The 15,345-nt window shown below is 56.2% G+C and carries 18 protein-coding genes, 4 tRNA genes and 1 other annotated feature; of the genes, 9 read left to right on the forward strand and 13 right to left on the reverse strand.

From position 1 onward, the window contains the following. Positions 1–50 precede the first annotated feature (50 nt). Both ACYCZ5_RS10240 and malQ read left to right on the forward strand, forming a co-directional pair. Positions 51–1,217 (forward strand): nucleotide sugar dehydrogenase, encoded by a 1,167-nt coding sequence (locus ACYCZ5_RS10240; RefSeq protein ID WP_461544699.1) that lies wholly within the window; start codon positions 51–53, stop codon positions 1,215–1,217. Between the two features lie 81 nt (positions 1,218–1,298). Beyond that, positions 1,299–2,807 carry a 4-alpha-glucanotransferase gene (malQ, locus tag ACYCZ5_RS10245; RefSeq protein ID WP_461544700.1) on the forward strand — a complete coding sequence of 503 codons (1,509 nt, stop codon included), beginning with the start codon at positions 1,299–1,301 and terminating at the stop codon, positions 2,805–2,807. Between the two features lie 110 nt (positions 2,808–2,917). On the opposite strand, the gene ACYCZ5_RS10250 is transcribed toward malQ, so the two are convergent. Together ACYCZ5_RS10250 and ACYCZ5_RS10255 are read right to left on the reverse strand one after the other, a co-directional pair. Next, entirely contained in the window at positions 2,918–3,202 is a 285-nt protein-coding gene (locus tag ACYCZ5_RS10250; RefSeq protein WP_461544701.1) for an HU family DNA-binding protein, read from the reverse strand. Between the two features lie 192 nt (positions 3,203–3,394). Further along, positions 3,395–3,483: transfer RNA gene (locus ACYCZ5_RS10255), tRNA-Leu, on the reverse strand. Between the two features lie 148 nt (positions 3,484–3,631). On the opposite strand from ACYCZ5_RS10255, the gene ACYCZ5_RS10260 reads away from it, so the two are divergent. Further along, positions 3,632–3,707: transfer RNA gene (locus tag ACYCZ5_RS10260), tRNA-Gly, on the forward strand. Between the two features lie 60 nt (positions 3,708–3,767). Next, positions 3,768–3,841: transfer RNA gene (locus ACYCZ5_RS10265), tRNA-Cys, on the forward strand. Between the two features lie 17 nt (positions 3,842–3,858). On the opposite strand, the gene ACYCZ5_RS10270 is transcribed toward ACYCZ5_RS10265, so the two are convergent. Genes ACYCZ5_RS10270 through ACYCZ5_RS10295 form a run of 6 tightly spaced genes read right to left on the reverse strand, consistent with a single transcriptional unit; the run spans position 3,859 to position 8,889 of the window. Beyond that, positions 3,859–4,278, reverse strand: coding sequence for a hypothetical protein (locus ACYCZ5_RS10270; RefSeq protein ID WP_461544702.1), 420 nt, complete (start codon positions 4,276–4,278; stop codon positions 3,859–3,861). A 49-nt stretch (positions 4,279–4,327) separates the two neighbouring features. After that, the gene (locus ACYCZ5_RS10275) at positions 4,328–5,812 is read right to left on the reverse strand and encodes a CYTH and CHAD domain-containing protein (protein ID WP_461544703.1); all 1,485 of its coding nucleotides are present in this window, start codon (positions 5,810–5,812) and stop codon (positions 4,328–4,330) included. 12 nt (positions 5,813–5,824) lie between these two features. Next, positions 5,825–7,009, reverse strand: a complete 1,185-nt coding sequence (locus ACYCZ5_RS10280; protein WP_461544704.1) for a BaiN/RdsA family NAD(P)/FAD-dependent oxidoreductase — start codon at positions 7,007–7,009, stop codon at positions 5,825–5,827. Next, positions 7,006–7,707, reverse strand: a complete 702-nt coding sequence (gene dnaQ, locus ACYCZ5_RS10285; protein ID WP_461544705.1) for a DNA polymerase III subunit epsilon — start codon at positions 7,705–7,707, stop codon at positions 7,006–7,008. Before dnaQ ends, ACYCZ5_RS10280 begins: the two co-directional genes overlap by 4 nt. Beyond that, positions 7,704–8,150 (reverse strand): ribonuclease HI, encoded by a 447-nt coding sequence (rnhA, locus tag ACYCZ5_RS10290; RefSeq protein ID WP_461544706.1) that lies wholly within the window; start codon positions 8,148–8,150, stop codon positions 7,704–7,706. Before rnhA ends, dnaQ begins: the two co-directional genes overlap by 4 nt. Further along, entirely contained in the window at positions 8,143–8,889 is a 747-nt protein-coding gene (locus ACYCZ5_RS10295; protein WP_461544707.1) for a class I SAM-dependent methyltransferase, read from the reverse strand. The genes rnhA and ACYCZ5_RS10295 overlap by 8 nt, the downstream gene beginning before the upstream one ends. Before the next feature lie 18 nt (positions 8,890–8,907). On the opposite strand from ACYCZ5_RS10295, the gene gloB reads away from it, so the two are divergent. Next, positions 8,908–9,693, forward strand: a complete 786-nt coding sequence (gene gloB, locus ACYCZ5_RS10300) for a hydroxyacylglutathione hydrolase (RefSeq protein WP_461544708.1) — start codon at positions 8,908–8,910, stop codon at positions 9,691–9,693. 20 nt (positions 9,694–9,713) lie between these two features. Next, positions 9,714–9,804: transfer RNA gene (locus tag ACYCZ5_RS10305), tRNA-Ser, on the forward strand. A 230-nt stretch (positions 9,805–10,034) separates the two neighbouring features. Here the strand turns inward: ACYCZ5_RS10305 and ACYCZ5_RS10310 are convergent. Next, positions 10,035–10,706: an SOS response-associated peptidase gene (locus tag ACYCZ5_RS10310; protein ID WP_461544709.1), complete on the reverse strand. Its 672-nt coding sequence runs from the start codon at positions 10,704–10,706 to the stop codon at positions 10,035–10,037. 2 nt (positions 10,707–10,708) lie between these two features. Then, on the reverse strand, positions 10,709–10,972 hold the full coding sequence (locus ACYCZ5_RS10315; protein WP_461544710.1) for a thermonuclease family protein: 264 nt from the start codon (positions 10,970–10,972) through the stop codon (positions 10,709–10,711). Positions 10,973–11,026: 54 nt separating this feature from the next. Between ACYCZ5_RS10315 and ACYCZ5_RS10320 the strand changes: the two genes are divergently transcribed. Beyond that, positions 11,027–12,255, forward strand: a protein-coding gene (locus ACYCZ5_RS10320; RefSeq protein WP_461544711.1) for an IS3 family transposase whose coding sequence is annotated in 2 segments (ribosomal slippage) — positions 11,027–11,306 and positions 11,306–12,255 — 1,230 coding nt in all. Because the reading frame shifts where the segments join, the coding sequence is not laid out codon by codon here. Next, positions 11,305–11,421, forward strand: a sequence feature (AL1L pseudoknot). It overlaps the preceding gene by 117 nt. Here ACYCZ5_RS10320 and ACYCZ5_RS10325 read toward each other — a convergent pair. Further along, positions 12,223–12,531 carry a thermonuclease family protein gene (locus ACYCZ5_RS10325; RefSeq protein ID WP_461544712.1) on the reverse strand — a complete coding sequence of 103 codons (309 nt, stop codon included), beginning with the start codon at positions 12,529–12,531 and terminating at the stop codon, positions 12,223–12,225. The two genes, ACYCZ5_RS10320 and ACYCZ5_RS10325, sit on opposite strands and share 33 nt — an antisense overlap. A gap of 13 nt (positions 12,532–12,544) precedes the next feature. Here ACYCZ5_RS10325 and ACYCZ5_RS10330 point away from each other — a divergent pair, with 13 nt between their 5' ends. Both ACYCZ5_RS10330 and ACYCZ5_RS10335 read left to right on the forward strand, forming a co-directional pair. Next, positions 12,545–12,823 carry a hypothetical protein gene (locus tag ACYCZ5_RS10330; protein ID WP_461544713.1) on the forward strand — a complete coding sequence of 93 codons (279 nt, stop codon included), beginning with the start codon at positions 12,545–12,547 and terminating at the stop codon, positions 12,821–12,823. 176 nt (positions 12,824–12,999) lie between these two features. Then, positions 13,000–13,410, forward strand: coding sequence for a helix-turn-helix domain-containing protein (locus tag ACYCZ5_RS10335; protein WP_461544719.1), 411 nt, complete (start codon positions 13,000–13,002; stop codon positions 13,408–13,410). A 13-nt stretch (positions 13,411–13,423) separates the two neighbouring features. Here ACYCZ5_RS10335 and ACYCZ5_RS10340 read toward each other — a convergent pair whose 3' ends face one another. Continuing rightward, positions 13,424–14,740: a Y-family DNA polymerase gene (locus ACYCZ5_RS10340; protein WP_461544714.1), complete on the reverse strand. Its 1,317-nt coding sequence runs from the start codon at positions 14,738–14,740 to the stop codon at positions 13,424–13,426. Next, positions 14,703–15,146, reverse strand: coding sequence for a LexA family protein (locus ACYCZ5_RS10345; protein WP_461544715.1), 444 nt, complete (start codon positions 15,144–15,146; stop codon positions 14,703–14,705). Before ACYCZ5_RS10345 ends, ACYCZ5_RS10340 begins: the two co-directional genes overlap by 38 nt. Between the last annotated feature and the right edge of the window lie 199 nt (positions 15,147–15,345).

Below are 15,345 nucleotides of genomic sequence, written 5' to 3' on the forward strand. Positions count from 1 at the left end.
GTAAACTGCGTCTGTTCCAATATCAAACAGATCACTCCGGATATTTACCTATGAAGATCGCAATCGCCGGCACCGGCTACGTCGGACTCTCCAACGCCATCCTGTTGGCCCAGCATAACGAAGTCGTCGCGCTCGACATCCTCCCCGAGAAGGTAGCGATGCTGAACCGCAAGCAGTCGCCCATCGAAGACGTCGAGATCGAAGACTACCTGCAGCACAAGATGCTGAACTTCCGCGCCACGCTGGACAAGGTCGATGCCTATACCGGTGCGGACTACATCATCATCGCCACACCGACCGATTACGATCCCGAGACCAACTATTTCAACACCCGCTCTATCGAGGCGGTGATCAAGGATGTGATGAGCATCAACCCCAAGGCGGTGATGATCATCAAATCCACCGTTCCTGTGGGTTACACAGCCAAGGCGCGCGAACAGTTCCACTGCGACAACCTGATCTTCTCGCCCGAGTTCCTGCGCGAAGGCCGCGCTTTACACGACAACCTGCATCCCTCGCGCATCGTCATCGGCGAGCGCTCCAAGCGTGCCGAAACTTTCGCCGGATTGTTGCAGCAAGGCGCGGTCAAGCAGGACATCGCTACCCTGTTCACCGATTCCACCGAAGCCGAGGCGATCAAGCTGTTCGCCAACACCTATCTGGCCATGCGTGTCGCCTACTTCAACGAGCTGGATACCTATGCCGCCACGCACGGACTGGATACGCTGCAGATCATCCAGGGTGTCAGCCTCGATCCGCGTATCGGCGACCATTACAATAATCCCTCCTTCGGCTACGGCGGCTATTGCCTGCCCAAGGACACCAAGCAACTGCTGGCGAACTACAGCGATGTGCCGCAGAACCTCATTCACGCCATCGTCGAGTCCAACACCACGCGCAAGGACTTCGTCGCTTTCGACATCCTCAAGCGCAATCCCAAGATCGTCGGTATCCACAGGCTGGTGATGAAGAGCGGCTCGGACAACTTCAGGTCGAGCAGCATCCAGGGCATCATGAAGCGCATCAAGGCCAAGGGTATCGAGGTCATCGTGTATGAACCCGCGTTGAAGGAAGACAGCTTCTTCCATTCGCGCGTGGTGAACGACCTGGCACAGTTCAAACGCGAGGCGGATGTGATCGTGGCGAATCGCATCACCGACGATATCCGCGACGTGGTGGACAAGGTGTATAGCCGCGATCTGTTCGGCAAGGATTGATAGCCTGATTTGCAACAAGGTTATTACTGTTTTGAAAGCTGGTAGCATGCGTTCAGGCGGAAATAAAAACGAGAACGTCAAGTGAACCCACTATCCATCCGCTCCAGCGGCATTCTGCTGCACCCAACTTCCCTCCCCGGCCATCACGGCTGCGGGGACTTCGGCCAGGAAGCCTATCGCTTCGTCGATTGGTTGGTCCAGACCGGTCAGTCACTCTGGCAGATGCTGCCTTTGGGTGAGGTCGGTCCGGGCAATTCTCCTTACATGAGCAGTTCTGCCTTTGCCGGCAATCTCATGCTGATCGATCTGCATGCGCTGGCAGAACAAAAATGGCTGACTCCGGACGAACTGATCGCCCCGCTCACCTTCTCGGATAACAGCGTCGACTATCCTGCTGTCATCGCCTTCAAGACAGGTATGCTGAGATTGGCTGCTGGCCGGTTCTTCGCCCAGCCGGGCAAGCGCATGGGCGATGCCTATGCAGCCTTCTGTGAACGGGAAAAGCACTGGCTGGATGATTTTGCGTTGTTCAAGGCACTGTGGGCGCATGAGGCTTGGCGCGACTGGAGCGAATGGCCGGAAGATCTGGCTAGGCGAGATGCGAAGGCATTGAGTAAGGCGGCCAAGCAGCATGCCGATGAGATTGAATTCTGGAAGTTCTGCCAATGGTGTTTCGCCTCGCAATGGGAAGCGCTCAGAAAATATGCCAATGCGCGCGGCGTTCATCTGGTGGGTGATGTGCCCATCTTCGTGGCATACCAGAGCGCGGACGTGTGGGCGCATCAGGAACTGTTCGAACTGGATGAGAACGGCCGATGCACGGTCGTGGCGGGTGTGCCACCGGATTACTTCAGTGCGACCGGTCAGCTGTGGGGCAACCCGCTCTATCGCTGGTCTAGCCATCAAGCGTCGGGATACGACTGGTGGATCGCGCGCTTGCGCCATGCTTTCAATCTTTTCGATCTGGTGCGCGTTGATCATTTTCGCGGCTTCGCCGATTACTGGGCGATCCCTGCCGGGGCACCGAATGCCATTGACGGTGAGTGGATGCCGGGGCCGGGTGAGGCCTTGTTCGAGGCGTTACTCGGTGCGTTCAAGGAACTCCCGATCATTGCGGAAGATCTGGGTCTGATCACGGCCGAGGTCATCGCCCTGCGTGACAAGTTCAACCTGCCCGGCATGCGCATCCTGCAGTTCGCTTTTGGCGAAGACGAGCGCAACTATTTTCTGCCGCATCACTACACGGCAAATGCGGTCGCATATACCGGCACGCACGACAACGATACCAGCATAGGCTGGTGGCATGCGGCATCTGAGCACGAGCGGAGCTTCGCGCAAAGCTATCTGCGCACGGATGGCCAGGAGATCAACTGGGTGATGATGGGGGCGCTTTCCGCATCGGTGGCCAATGCCGTGATTTTCCCGCTACAGGATGTGCTGGGGCTGGACAGTGCGCATCGCATGAACATGCCGGGAACCGGAAGCGGGAATTGGGAGTGGCGCGTCACGCCTGAACTTGTTGCATCATGCGATAGCGCCAGACTGGCGATGCTTGCGTACAGGGACAAGCGGGATCCGCGACGGCTCTGAGTCAAGCAAGTAGAAATAAAAAAAGGTTGAATCGTGAGATTCAACCTTTTTTAATTCCTGCAAGTACGGTCCTGATGGATACATCAGGACCGCATTGTCTTTTGGAGAGATTACTTCTTGGTGCCGTTCACAGCTGCCTTCAGCGTAGCGCCTGCCTTGAATGCAGGAGCCTTGGAGGCCTTGATCTTCAGCTCTGCGCCGGTGGCTGGATTGCGGCCGGTACGTGCTGCGCGCTTGCGAACTTCGAACGTGCCGAAGCCAACCAATGCAACGTTATCGCCCTTCTTCAGGGTGCTGGTGATGATTTCGATCAGTGCTGCGATGTTGCGATCTGCGTCAGCCTTGCTGCTACCTGTCTTTGCGGAAAGTGCATCAATCAGTTCTTTACGGTTCATACGTTTCTCCTTTAGTTATCGGGTGGAATCAACTCCGAGGCGGATTGTTCTAGATATTGTGAGCTTTTGCAACAGGAAAAAATATATATGCCTGAAAATTGTCCGATTGCTGTTAATCCCCGCCACGCTTGGGCAAAATGGGGTATGCAAGGAAAAATATTCAAGTATCGGATTCTGAAACTACTTTTTATTTGGTGCCCGGAGCCGGAATCGAACCGGCACAGGAGTTTCCTCCCGACGGATTTTAAGTCCGTTGTGTCTACCAGTTTCACCATCCGGGCTGGCGACTCGATAAATCAACGGGGATCTATGCGATGCGATGGGGCGCGCATTATACATACGCGAAAATTAATGCGTGAAAGTGTGAATTTTTTTCGTATCTGTGTTGACACAAAAATCTTTCTCCATATAATGCGCACCTTCTCTTCTGCGGGAATAGCTCAGTTGGTAGAGCGATACCTTGCCAAGGTATAGGTCGCGAGTTCGAGTCTCGTTTCCCGCTCCAAATTTCCGGGAAAGCAATAAAATGCTTTCCCGTGTTTTTAAGTAGTGCTTCTGGCCACACGGCGCGATAGCAAAGCGGTTATGCACCGGATTGCAAATCCGTAGAGCCCAGTTCGACTCTGGGTCGCGCCTCCACTCCCCTCCTGCTTGAATCAGCTTGCTCCTTGGTCGTCGGACCCGGTAGCCATCAGATTCATGAGCATGGCCGCGGTCTGTTCGAGCAAGGCTACATCGAGAACGCCGATACATTCCTCGGCAACCTCGATACCCGCCACCACACTCGGGCGCTCGTCTTCTTTGATCTCCCATACATCTGTGCTGTCGCCGCGTGCACGCACGATGGACAGGGTTTCGACTGCCTTATCCAGGATATCGATGGCATCCGGGATCTGGGTGTTCTTTTGCGCCAATGCAGTACGCACGACCGAGATCGCGGCAGCCAACCGGCCGAATGCGGTAACGCTGAAGCGGCCTTCGCATGCCGCCTGATAAGGCAGGTGCATATCCATCGCGTACAAATCTTTTAATCCCTGGGTGACCGGTACGCGCAGGGGTGTTTGTTTCTTGCTCATCGTTGTGTGACCTTTCTGATCTTCAAAATTCTCTCCTCTTGCCGTGCCTTTACCAGCACTTGGTCTGCGCTTCGAATCTGGCCCAGTTCTTGTTGAACAGGGTGATGTGTTCGGCATAGTCGTGTTCCATCCACCCTCGCACCAGCGCGAGTGTATCGTGCCGTGCGGCATTGTCCAATTCATCGAGCAGACGATGAGCGACAGCGATGTCATTCATGGTGCCCAGAATGTCTTGCAGGACTGCCAATCTATCCTGATAGGCCTTGTATCTGTTCTGCGGCAGCAGACTGCCGAACATCTCCAGGCTGTAGCGCAGTTTCTTGCAGGCGATACGCAAGGCATGGAACTGCGCCGGTTCCTTGATGGATACCGTCCTTCCCGTCGCCAGAACTTGCTTGCTGCGCTTATCGAGTATCTTGCGGACGAATCTCTCCAGGGGCGGTTGTGGATCGTCGGACCTCTCTGCATGCATCCACGCTCCGAAACGCAATAGCAGGCGCTGGAAATCCTGTGAGGCAAGACTGCTTTCCATACCCGCATGCTGTTTGTTGCGCATCCGCTCACAGGTGCCCAGCAAAGCGCGCAGACCTTCATGCTCGGGCAAACGGGCACAGATGGGTGCCAGGGTCTGTGAGAGGAACACATCCCAGTCGCGGGCGCGGCCAAGTTCGATGCATAGCCCGGATACCTGGCTATATAAGACTTCCAGTTCGGGGTCTGGATGGAAGCGCCTGGTCACGGATAGCACCACGCGCAATCGGCGCAGGCCGACGCGTACTTGATGCAGATACTCCTCGTCCAGCTTCAACAATGCGCCCGCCACGTTAGCCTGTATATGCGACAGACAGGAGGCGACCAGGGTTTGCAGTGCGCTGCCAACATCCTGGGACGGCTTCAATACGGCGAACCTACCTTTGCTCACCTCGGGCCTGGATGCGGAGAACAAACGGTAACCATATTCGGCCTTGCTGGTGTGCTCGACTTCCAGCGGCACGATCTCGAGCAGCTTGAGCGCCAGCCCGAACAGTTGTTGTGGCGAGCCGGATATGAGTTCCAGCTCCAGCTCAGAGATGGGGCACATGCTCTGCCCGGCACGTATCTCGCCGCTGTCCATGCACAGTTCAATCTGCGCACCTTCAAAATCGAGCAGACGAACATTGCGCGTGAAATCGGTGACGAAGACGGGCTGCAGATGGTTGCGCACGCCGTGCGGCAGTTTGCCGCCGACGAGTTTGAACGCATCCAGATCGAGCTGCTCGGCGGGCACCGGCATCTCCCATTCGTTGCGCTGGTGCAATCCGGCACTCGAACGCCCTCCGCCTTTCAGGGTCTGTAGCCATTGTTTGCCGACACGGCGCAGGCGCAAGGCTATGGCATTGCGTTGCAAGGCCAGATCTGCGGTGTCGTAATAGATGCTGTACAGCTTGAGTGTGCGAGCTCGCTCGATAGTCAAGCTGCGCAGCAGAGGATGGCGCTTCAGGCGTTGCAGCTTGTCGGGAGAGATATGCAGCTTGAGTTCGGTTTCTACTGCCATGTCCCCTCCTCCCTACGCGGCGAGTCCCGCAGCATGGCCGGAGGCCCAAGCCCACTGGAAGTTGTAGCCGCCGAGCTGGCCGGTGACGTCCACCACTTCGCCGATGAAAAATAGCCCCGCCACGTCGTTGCATTCCATGTTCTTGGAGGATAAGGCGCGGGTATCCACACCGCCACAGGTCACCTCGGCTTTGCCGTAGCCCAGGGTGCCGGTCGGCGTGATCTGCCAACCCTTGATCTTGTCCGCCAGGGCAGCGAGTTGTTTGGGGGAATGCTGATTGACCGGATCGTTATCGCTCCAATTCGTGGCGATGATCTCTGCCAGACGTTTGGGCAGATATTGCGTGAGGAAATTGGCCAGCAGCATCTTGCTGGCGCGTTGTTCTATAAATATTGCGTGCAGATCGAGATCGGGCAGCAGATCTATGCAGAGCGGCTGCCCAGGTTCCCAGTAGGAAGATATCTGCAAGATGGACGGACCGCTCAGGCCGCGATGGGTAAACAACAGATTCTCACGGAAGCTCTGTTTCCCGAAACTGACGACCGCCTCCAGCGATACACCCGACAGGTCTGCATAAGCGCTCCACTCTTCGGGATGGAAGTTGAGCGGCACCAGTCCCGGCTTGAGTTTGGTAATGGGGATGTTGAATTGCTCGGCCACTTTGTATCCGAAGGGTGTCGCGCCGATCTTGGGGATGGAAAGTCCGCCGGTGGCGACGACCAACGAATTGGCCCGATAGACGCCGCGCGAGGTCCGCACACGGAATCCTTCCTCGTGTGCGATCTGCTCGACCGCGCACGGCATGACTCTGCGCACCCCGGCCGCATCACATTCGGATATGAGTATGGCGATGATGGCTTCCGAGCCGTCATCGCAAAACAACTGCCCCAGCGTTTTCTCGTGGAAAGCGATGCCGTGCTTCTCCAGCAGAGCGATGAAATGCTGCGGTGTATAGCGCGCCAGCGCGGAACGGCAGAAGTGCGGGTTGTTTGAAAGATAGTTGTCCGGCTTGACGTTCAGATTGGTGAAGTTGCAACGACCGCCGCCCGAGATGCGGATCTTCTCGGCCAGCTTGTTCCAGTGATCGATCAATACGACATTGCGACCGCGCTGTGCGGCGGTCAGCGCGCACATCAACCCTGCCGCGCCGGCACCGATGATGAGGACGTCTGTTTCGACAGGAGGCTTGGCGCTCATCCCTGCATTTCCGGTCGGCGCCAGATACAAGCGCCCTTGCTGGCCTTGTCGATATCGCCCAACTGCGCCTCATGCTGTGCCAGCTCTTCTTCACTAGCGATCAACACGCGCACCGAGGCTGAGATACGTTCGGCTTGCTGGTTGCCATGGGAGGTCTCGCTATTTTCAGCATCTTCTCCCAACAGACTTTCCTGCCCGCGCGTCATGCCCAGATAGACTTCGGCCAACAGCTCGGTATCCAGCAAAGCGCCGTGCAGAGTACGGTGCGAATTGTCGATCTGATAGCGATCGCACAGCGCATTCAGATTGTTTTTCTTGCCCGGATGCAATTCCTTGGCCACTTTCAGAGTGTCGAGCACCTGATTGTCCAGTTTAGGCAGACCGGCCAGTGCCAGCTCGGCATTGAGGAAGCCCATATCGAACGGGGCGTTGTGGATGATCAGCTCTGCCCCGGCGATGAATTCCAGCAAGGCAGGCGCGATCTCGATGAACTTGGGCTCGTCCTGCAAACGATCCAGTGTCAGGCCGTGCACGGCGGCAGCGCCTTCGTCGATCTCGCGTTCCGGATTGATATAGCGATGGAAGGTGCGACCCGATACCTTGCGCCCATCCAGCTCGATGGCGGCGACTTCGATGATGCGGTGGCCCTGCTTCGGGTCCAGTCCGGTCGTTTCCGTGTCCAGTACAACTTGTCTCATGTCTGCCCCCTCAATGTTTCGATGCCGCGGTTGGCCAACGCGTCGGCGCGCTCGTTGCCTTCGTGGCCCGCATGGCCTTTGACCCATACCCACTCGATGTGGTGGCGGGTCACCGCATCATCCAAGCGGCGCCACAAGTCGTCGTTCTTTACCGGCTGTTTGCTGGCGGTCTTCCAGCCGCGCTGCTTCCAGCCCGGCAGCCATTCGGTGATGCCTTGCAGCACGTATTTCGAATCGGTATGCAGACGTACTTTGCAGGGGCGCGTCAAAGTCTCCAAAGCAGCGATGGCTGCCATCAGTTCCATGCGGTTATTGGTGGTGTGCGCTTCTCCGCCGCACAGCTCGCGCTCCTTGCCCTTGGTGCGCAACAACGCGCCCCATCCGCCGATGCCGGGATTGCCCTTGCAGGCCCCATCGCTGAAGACATCTACCACATCACTCATCAGTTCCACTCTGTTGTATACCTTTGTTCAGTTTGGGGGATGCGGGCATCAGTTTGCGCACCAAGCCCTCGTTCCATTTTGGTTTGATCAGGCGCATGCCCGGCACACGCTTGATTGCATGCAGAAAATAGATGCCGCCGCTCACCGCCCACCATCTGTCGCCCGCCTTTTCCATGAATGCGGAACGTTGCAGCCATTTCTGCTGGCGGAACGGGGGCGCATAGGCGCCGAAACGCCCGCCGACCACTTCGAATCCCAGCAGTGCAAGCCAGTCTTTCAGGCGCGTCAAACCGATGAAGCGAGCATCCCAAGGGTAGCCTTGCTTGCGTCCCAGCGCCCGATGCAGTCCCCATAGGCTGTAGGGATTGAAGCCGCTGAGGATGAGATTTCCTTCCGGCATCAGCACACGTTCCACCTCGCGGATGATCTGGTGCGGATTGTCCGAAAATTCCAGTACATGGGGCATCAGCACCAGATCAAGGCTGGCACTGTCGAAAGGCAATTCGGTGCAGATCAGGCGCACATCGTTGCCGGGGTGATTGCCGGCGGTGAAACGCAGAGGCATGCGGCTGTTGCGCAGGAAGTCCTGGCCGGGCACGCCGATCTGCAGCGCATTGAAGCCGAAGATGTCACTCACTGTGCGGTCGAAATAGGCTTGCTCGCGTGTCAACACATAGCCGCCCTGCTCCGAGGCGAACCATTCACTCAAACTCTTCGCGATTACTTTAGAATTCGGCATCGAAGCTGCAGACCCATTATGTTGAAAATCTCGCCTATCCCCGCCCTGGAAGACAACTATATCTGGGCCATCCACGGCCAGTCGGACACGGTCGTCATCGTCGATCCCGGCGAGGCGGAGCCTGTCTTTGCGTTTCTGAAACAGACCGGCTTAAAGCTGACCGCCATCCTCTGTACCCATCGTCACCGTGACCACACAGGCGGCATTGCGGAACTGCGCGGAGTATATAACGTGCCGGTGTACGGACGAAGCCATCCGAACAATCCGCACATCACGCATGCCCTGCAGGAAGGGGACCGACTGCAGCTACAGGATATTCCGGTCGAATTCGAGATATGGGCGTTACCCGGGCATCTGGTCGACCACATCGCCTTTATCACCCGGGGCGCGGTGTTCAGCGGAGATATCCTGTTCGGTGCCGGTTGCGGCAAGAACTTCGAAGGCAGCCCGGAAGAGTTGTATCAGTCCTTGCAGCGCTTGGCCGGATTGCCGGACGAGACACTGGTCTATTGCGCGCACGAGTACACCGAGTACACGCTGGCCTTTGCCGTGCATAGCGAACCCGACAATACCGCTATCCGGCAACGCATGGCAGCGACACGGGCATTGCGCGCCGAAGGGCGTCCGACCGTGCCTTTCACCATCGCTTTAGAGAAGGCGACCAATCCCTTCTTGCGCGTCGACCGGCCGGAGCTGATAGCGAAGCTGGAAGCACACGGACTGGTCGACGACAGTCCGGCCGGCGTATTCGCGGCTTTACTGCGCTGGCACGATCAATTCCGTTTGCCTCGCAAGCCGTTCTAGTTTATTCTGCGCGCCCTTCCGGAGAGGTGGATGAGCGGTTTAAGTCGCACGCCTGGAAAGCGTGTGTGGGATAACATCCCACCGCGGGTTCGAATCCCGCCCTCTCCGCCAAATCAATGAGTTATCGCTATTGCAGATTACAGCAGATAACCCGAAAATACCAAGAACGACACTCTCAGTGTCCCCGTTTTGTCCCCGTAGGGTAAAACGCTAAATATTCACTTCGAGAAAACAACCTAGTTCGAACTACCTCAGGTTATGAACTCTAGCGGCTTTCGTGGAAGGGCTTTGATTCGCCCATGGAGCACCTAATACATTCCTAGCTGGCCTACCTCGACATATCACTCAACAGACTGAATCAATCCGGCGTCATCACGCACTCCTACCCTGTTTAGCTCCCTTGTTACGGGCCATGCCTGCATTAAGTCAGGAGAGAATGGTCTAATCATGGAGTGCAGATTGGCAGGTTGCTTTTCACTTGGAGATAACCAGTTCGACCATTGGTCCCGATTAAGAAGCACCGGCATTCGGTCATGGATTGGCTGCATCAACTCATTGCAGTCAGTGGTGATGATGCAGCACGTCTCGATACTCTCCCCCGCCTCACTCCTCCATGCTTCCCATATCCCGGCCATCGCCAAAGGCTCCCCTGACTTGAGCGAGATGAACCACGGGTATTTCTTACCCCCATCTGCTTTCCACTCGAAGAATCCTGTCGCCGGAATGATGCAGCGGCGAGTCCTGAAGGCTGTTCTGAAGGAAGGCTTCTCGGCGACAGTCTCTCCACGTGCATTGGCGAGCTTGTTTCCGATCGAAGGGTCTTTCGCCCAACTGGGAATGAGGCCCCATTTCATCAGCTTTAGATGCCGATGATCCTGAGCATCTGCTGTGACCGTGACTATTCTGGATGAGGGGGCGATGTTGTAAGAGGGAGAAAAATCCACCTGACCATCCGCCTGAAAATACTCGGCCAAGCTGGCGGGCGTCTCCTTGTTAGCGAATCGGCCGCACATGGTTATTTCCTGGTGCGCTGCTGCTTGCGCCAGTCCCAAGGTGGTGTGGGGGCCGCATCTGCCCAGAGTCCTCGATGGGAAGACCGGGCGGCATCTTCCGCTTCCGAGTAAAGCTGCCTGTTCTCGAAAGACTGGTCTCTTTGATACTGTTTGTAATGCCAAGCCATCCCAGCCCTGATCTGCGCCAGATTGGCGTCAATGCCCCCCACTAGAATCTTTCCCAAGGTGCGGCCATATCGATCCCGCTTAGAGTATTCGACTGTCACTTGCTGAATCGCCCCGGGTTTTGAGGAGGCTCCTAATCTTGAGAGAATGGAGCCATGAACAAATCAAACAAGTATTCCCCCGAAGTTCGCGAGCGCGCCGTGCGCATGGTGCAAGAGCATCGCGACGAGTATCCATCCCTATGGTCGGCCATTGAATCGATTGCACCGAAGATCGGCTGTGTTCCACAGACACTGCATGACTGGGTGAAGAAGTACGAGATCGACCATGGTCTGCGCGACGGCATCACCAGCGAGGAGCGTGACCGCATCAAGGCATTGGAACGTGAAGTGAAGGAATTGCGCCGCGCCAATGAGATCCTGAAGCTGGCCAGCGCTTTTTTTGCCCAGGCGGAGCTCGACCGCAAACTCAAATCCTGAGGTCGTTCATCGACCGGCATCGCGACACCTACGGGGTCGAGCCGATCTGCAACGTGTTGCAGATCGCCCCGTCCGGTTATCGGCGTCATGCTGCGACGCAGCGTAATCCGGCATTGCGCTGCGCACGCGCCCAACGTGATGATGCCTTGATGCCCCAGATTCAGCGTGTCTGGCATGCAAACTTCCAGGTCTATGGTGCAGACAAGGTCTGGCGTCAGCTCAATCGCGAAGAGGTGCCGGTGGCCCGCTGCACGGTCGAACGGCTCATGAAACGGTTGGGTCTGGAAGGTGCCCGACGCGGCAAGGTCATCAAGACGACCCGGCCCGATAAGAACCTCCCTTGTCCGCTGGATCGGGTCAATCGGCAATTCAGGGCGGATCGCCCCAACCAGCTATGGGTGGCGGACTTCACCTATGTCTCGACGTGGCAGGGCTGGCTCTATGTGGCCTTCGTCATCGACGTGTTCGCACGCCGCATCGTGGGCTGGCGGGTCAGCACCAGCATGCATACGGACTTCGTGCTGGATGCACTGGAGCAGGCGTTATATGCGCGCCAGCCGGAACTGGGGAGTCTGATCCACCACTCGGACAGAGGCTCGCAGTATGTCTCCATCCGCTACACCGAGCGGCTTGGCGAGGCTGGGGTGGAACCTTCTGTGGGCAGCCGGGGCGACAGTTACGACAACGCTCTGGCCGAGACAATCAACGGGCTGTACAAGACAGAGCTGATCCACAAACGAGGGCCATGGAAGAACCGGGAATCGGTGGAGCTGGCGACGCTGGAATGGGTGTCCTGGTTCAACCATCAACGCCTGCTCGAACCCATCGGCTATATCCCGCCCGCAGAAGCTGAGGCACAATACTATCGGCAGTTAGCCAACAAGGATGCTGCCATCGTTACTTAAACCAAACAGCCTCCACGAAACTCGGGGCGATTCATGCTTCTTGTAGACCAAGTCGGCCAGATGTTGCTTGGACTTCTGTCCGAACGGCATCTTCTTTTCGGGAGCGTCTATACCGAGCAGGCGAATCTTCCATTGTGTTTTCTGGGCATCGAGCAAGGTGACCGTGTCACCGTCGCTGACTCCAACGACCTCCCCCTCAATGCTTTCCGCCAATGCCAGCAAGGGAGCAAGCAAAGCACCAATTAGCAGTAATCGGGTAAAGTTGAGATACCTCATCAGGAGACTCCTCATGTCCGACCTTAAGACGTTCGCAACATACTACACTTTGGCCGATAGATTAATCGAGAGGGTCTCCAAGGATGACTTGGCTGAAACTGCCCGATTGCTGGCGTTGAACATTGCACACTACCAATCGATACATGGAGAACTACCTCTTGGCGACACGCTTTCAATGCTTGGCAACGCCCAACCCAATGACGAGCAGCTTGAGATATTGAACAGTGGGATGGAGATCCTCGTTGGTGTGTTGGGAAACGTGGTTTCTGGGGTGGATCAGGAAAGGCATTAGACAGCACACTATAAATCCCATTGGTTCAAACTGACTGCTATGAGTGAAATTCCGACCTCACTGACCTTAAGTCTTCGCAGTCGATGGGCTACAATGTAAATGCAGTATTCATAGAGTGTTACCAATAACACCGTGACCAATCCTTAGGAGGATTAATTGTGGCAAACCTTACTTCAATGCTGAAGGATGAGATCTCGAGAATCTCTCGCAAAGAGATACGTGGTGAGACTGACAAACTCAAGAAGACATCCTCTCAATACCGTTCGGAGATCGCATCCCTGAAGCGGCGTACCTTATCCCTAGAGCAGCAAGTTGGCCGGTTGGAAAAGCTTGTTTCGAAATTGGCTGGTGAAGCGGCCCCTTCCGAGCCTGCTAGCAAACCACGCTTTACAGTGAAGGGATTCAAATCCCAAAGAGACCGACTGGGTTTGAGCGCAGAGGCGGCCGGCTCGCTTCTCGGCGTATCAGCACAGACCATCTATAGTTGGGAAGCGGGGAAGTCGAGTCCACGAGCTGCACAAATGGAGAGAATCGTAGCCTTGAGGGGTTTGGGCAAGCGAGAGGTCGCCGAAATACTCAACCGTTGAGGCCGGGGTAAATTCACCGCGCCACCGGTAGCTCATCCCATTCACTGGTATAGCCTGGGGACTTCATCTCGCGCCGCATCGCCCAGCGCTGGCCAACCCCAACAGCCGCTATCGTCACACTACCCTTCCCCATCTTCTTGTTGATTTGGTCCATGACGCGCATTCTGGCTTCGTCTCGCGCCCTGTCGCCGGGCTCGTCGAATAGATCGGGCTGGACCGAATCCCTCGGCTGCAGCCCCATCAGCAACACACCAGACTTCTTGTATCGAAAGCCGGGCCTGAATACCTGCTTGAGACCAGCCAGCGCAGCACTGACGATCTTTGCTGTATCTGCACTAGGTCGGGATAACGGCACGACCACCGAGCGTTGATATTGAGCTTCCTTCTCCTTGAATGGGTTGGTTCGCACAAAGACACACAGGCTTGAAGCCACCGAGCCATCCTTGCGCAGCTTCGTGGCGGCCGTCGTGGAGAAGTAGGCAACTGACTCGGATAGGTCTTCAATGGTGGTCACAGGCAGGCCAAATGACCGTGACACCATGATCTGCTGACGAGGAGTGCCCGCCTCTTCCAACTCGATGCATGGAATGCCGTTCAACTCCTTGACCGTGCGCTCAACCACTACTGAGAACTGCTGGCGGATGTATTCTGAATCGGCACGACGCAGACCCTCTACCGTCTCGATACCCATCACCGCCAGCTTGGAGCCAATCTGTCGCCCTACTCCCCATATCTCGCCGACCGGGAGGCTGCTGAACAGTTTGGATAGCTGCGCCTCAGACAGTAGACCAAAGTCGCACACGCCATCACTGCCTGCGAACCCTTTCTTGGCGCAATGGTTGGCGAGTTTGGAAAGCGTCTTGGTGTCTGCGATGCCCACACATACTGGGATGCCTGTCTGCTTGCGCACGGCCCGTCGAATCTTCTGGCCGTGCTCGACTAGGTATTCAGAAGCGAATCCATCGAGTCCGAGGAAACACTCGTCGACGCTGTACACCTCTTGCTGATCGCTGAACTCGGACAGGATGTTCATCACCCGAGCGGACATGTCGCCATACAGAGTGTAATTCGACGACAAGGCGATAATGCCGTGCTGCTTGGCCAGCTTCTCCATCTTGAACCATGGCTCACCCATCTTCACACCCAGGGCCTTCACCTCGTTGGATCTGGCGACAGCGCAGCCATCATTGTTTGAGAGAACGACTACCGGCTTTCCATCGAGTTTAGGATTAAAGACCCGTTCGCAGGACACATAGAAGTTGTTGCAGTCGACAAGGGCGATGGGCATGTCATCAACGGCGGAACTGCTTGATGGTTGAGGTGACGACACCCCATATCTCCAGCTCCTGCCCCTCTGTGAACTGAATGGTCTGGAAACGTGGGTTGGCTGGCTTCAAACAGATAACTCCGTTCAGCAGGCCCAGATACTTGACCGTGAATTCTCCATCCACCACGGCAACGACAATATCTCCAGACTGCGCATTCAGTGCTTTATCTACTACCATAAGATCACCATCGAATATCCCTGCGCCAACCATGCTGTTACCGCGGGCACGAACTAGAAAGGTCGAGTTCTTGTTGGGGACCAGATGTTCGTCTAGGCTCAGGCGACGTTCGAGATAGTCATCCGCGGGCGAAGGGAAGCCAGCCGGAACCTGATTGCCGAACAACGGCAGCAGCACAGGCGGCAACCCTACAGAGGGCTTAATTACAGGGAATGGAGCGATGGTGTTCATGGCAAACGTTGGTGGATAACGTTTGCAGTATGGTAGAGAACGTTCGTTCTGTTGTCAATGAGGGGCTGGAGCTCGGCCTTATGTGAAGATTCACATAAGGCCGATTATGCACAGTTCGCGATTATGTGAAGCATTGGTGCGAATTATGCTGAGAGGCAGGAAGTAAGCGGCATTGCAGGGTTTGATGCAAATGTAAGCT

The organism is Sideroxydans sp., assembly GCF_054604835.1.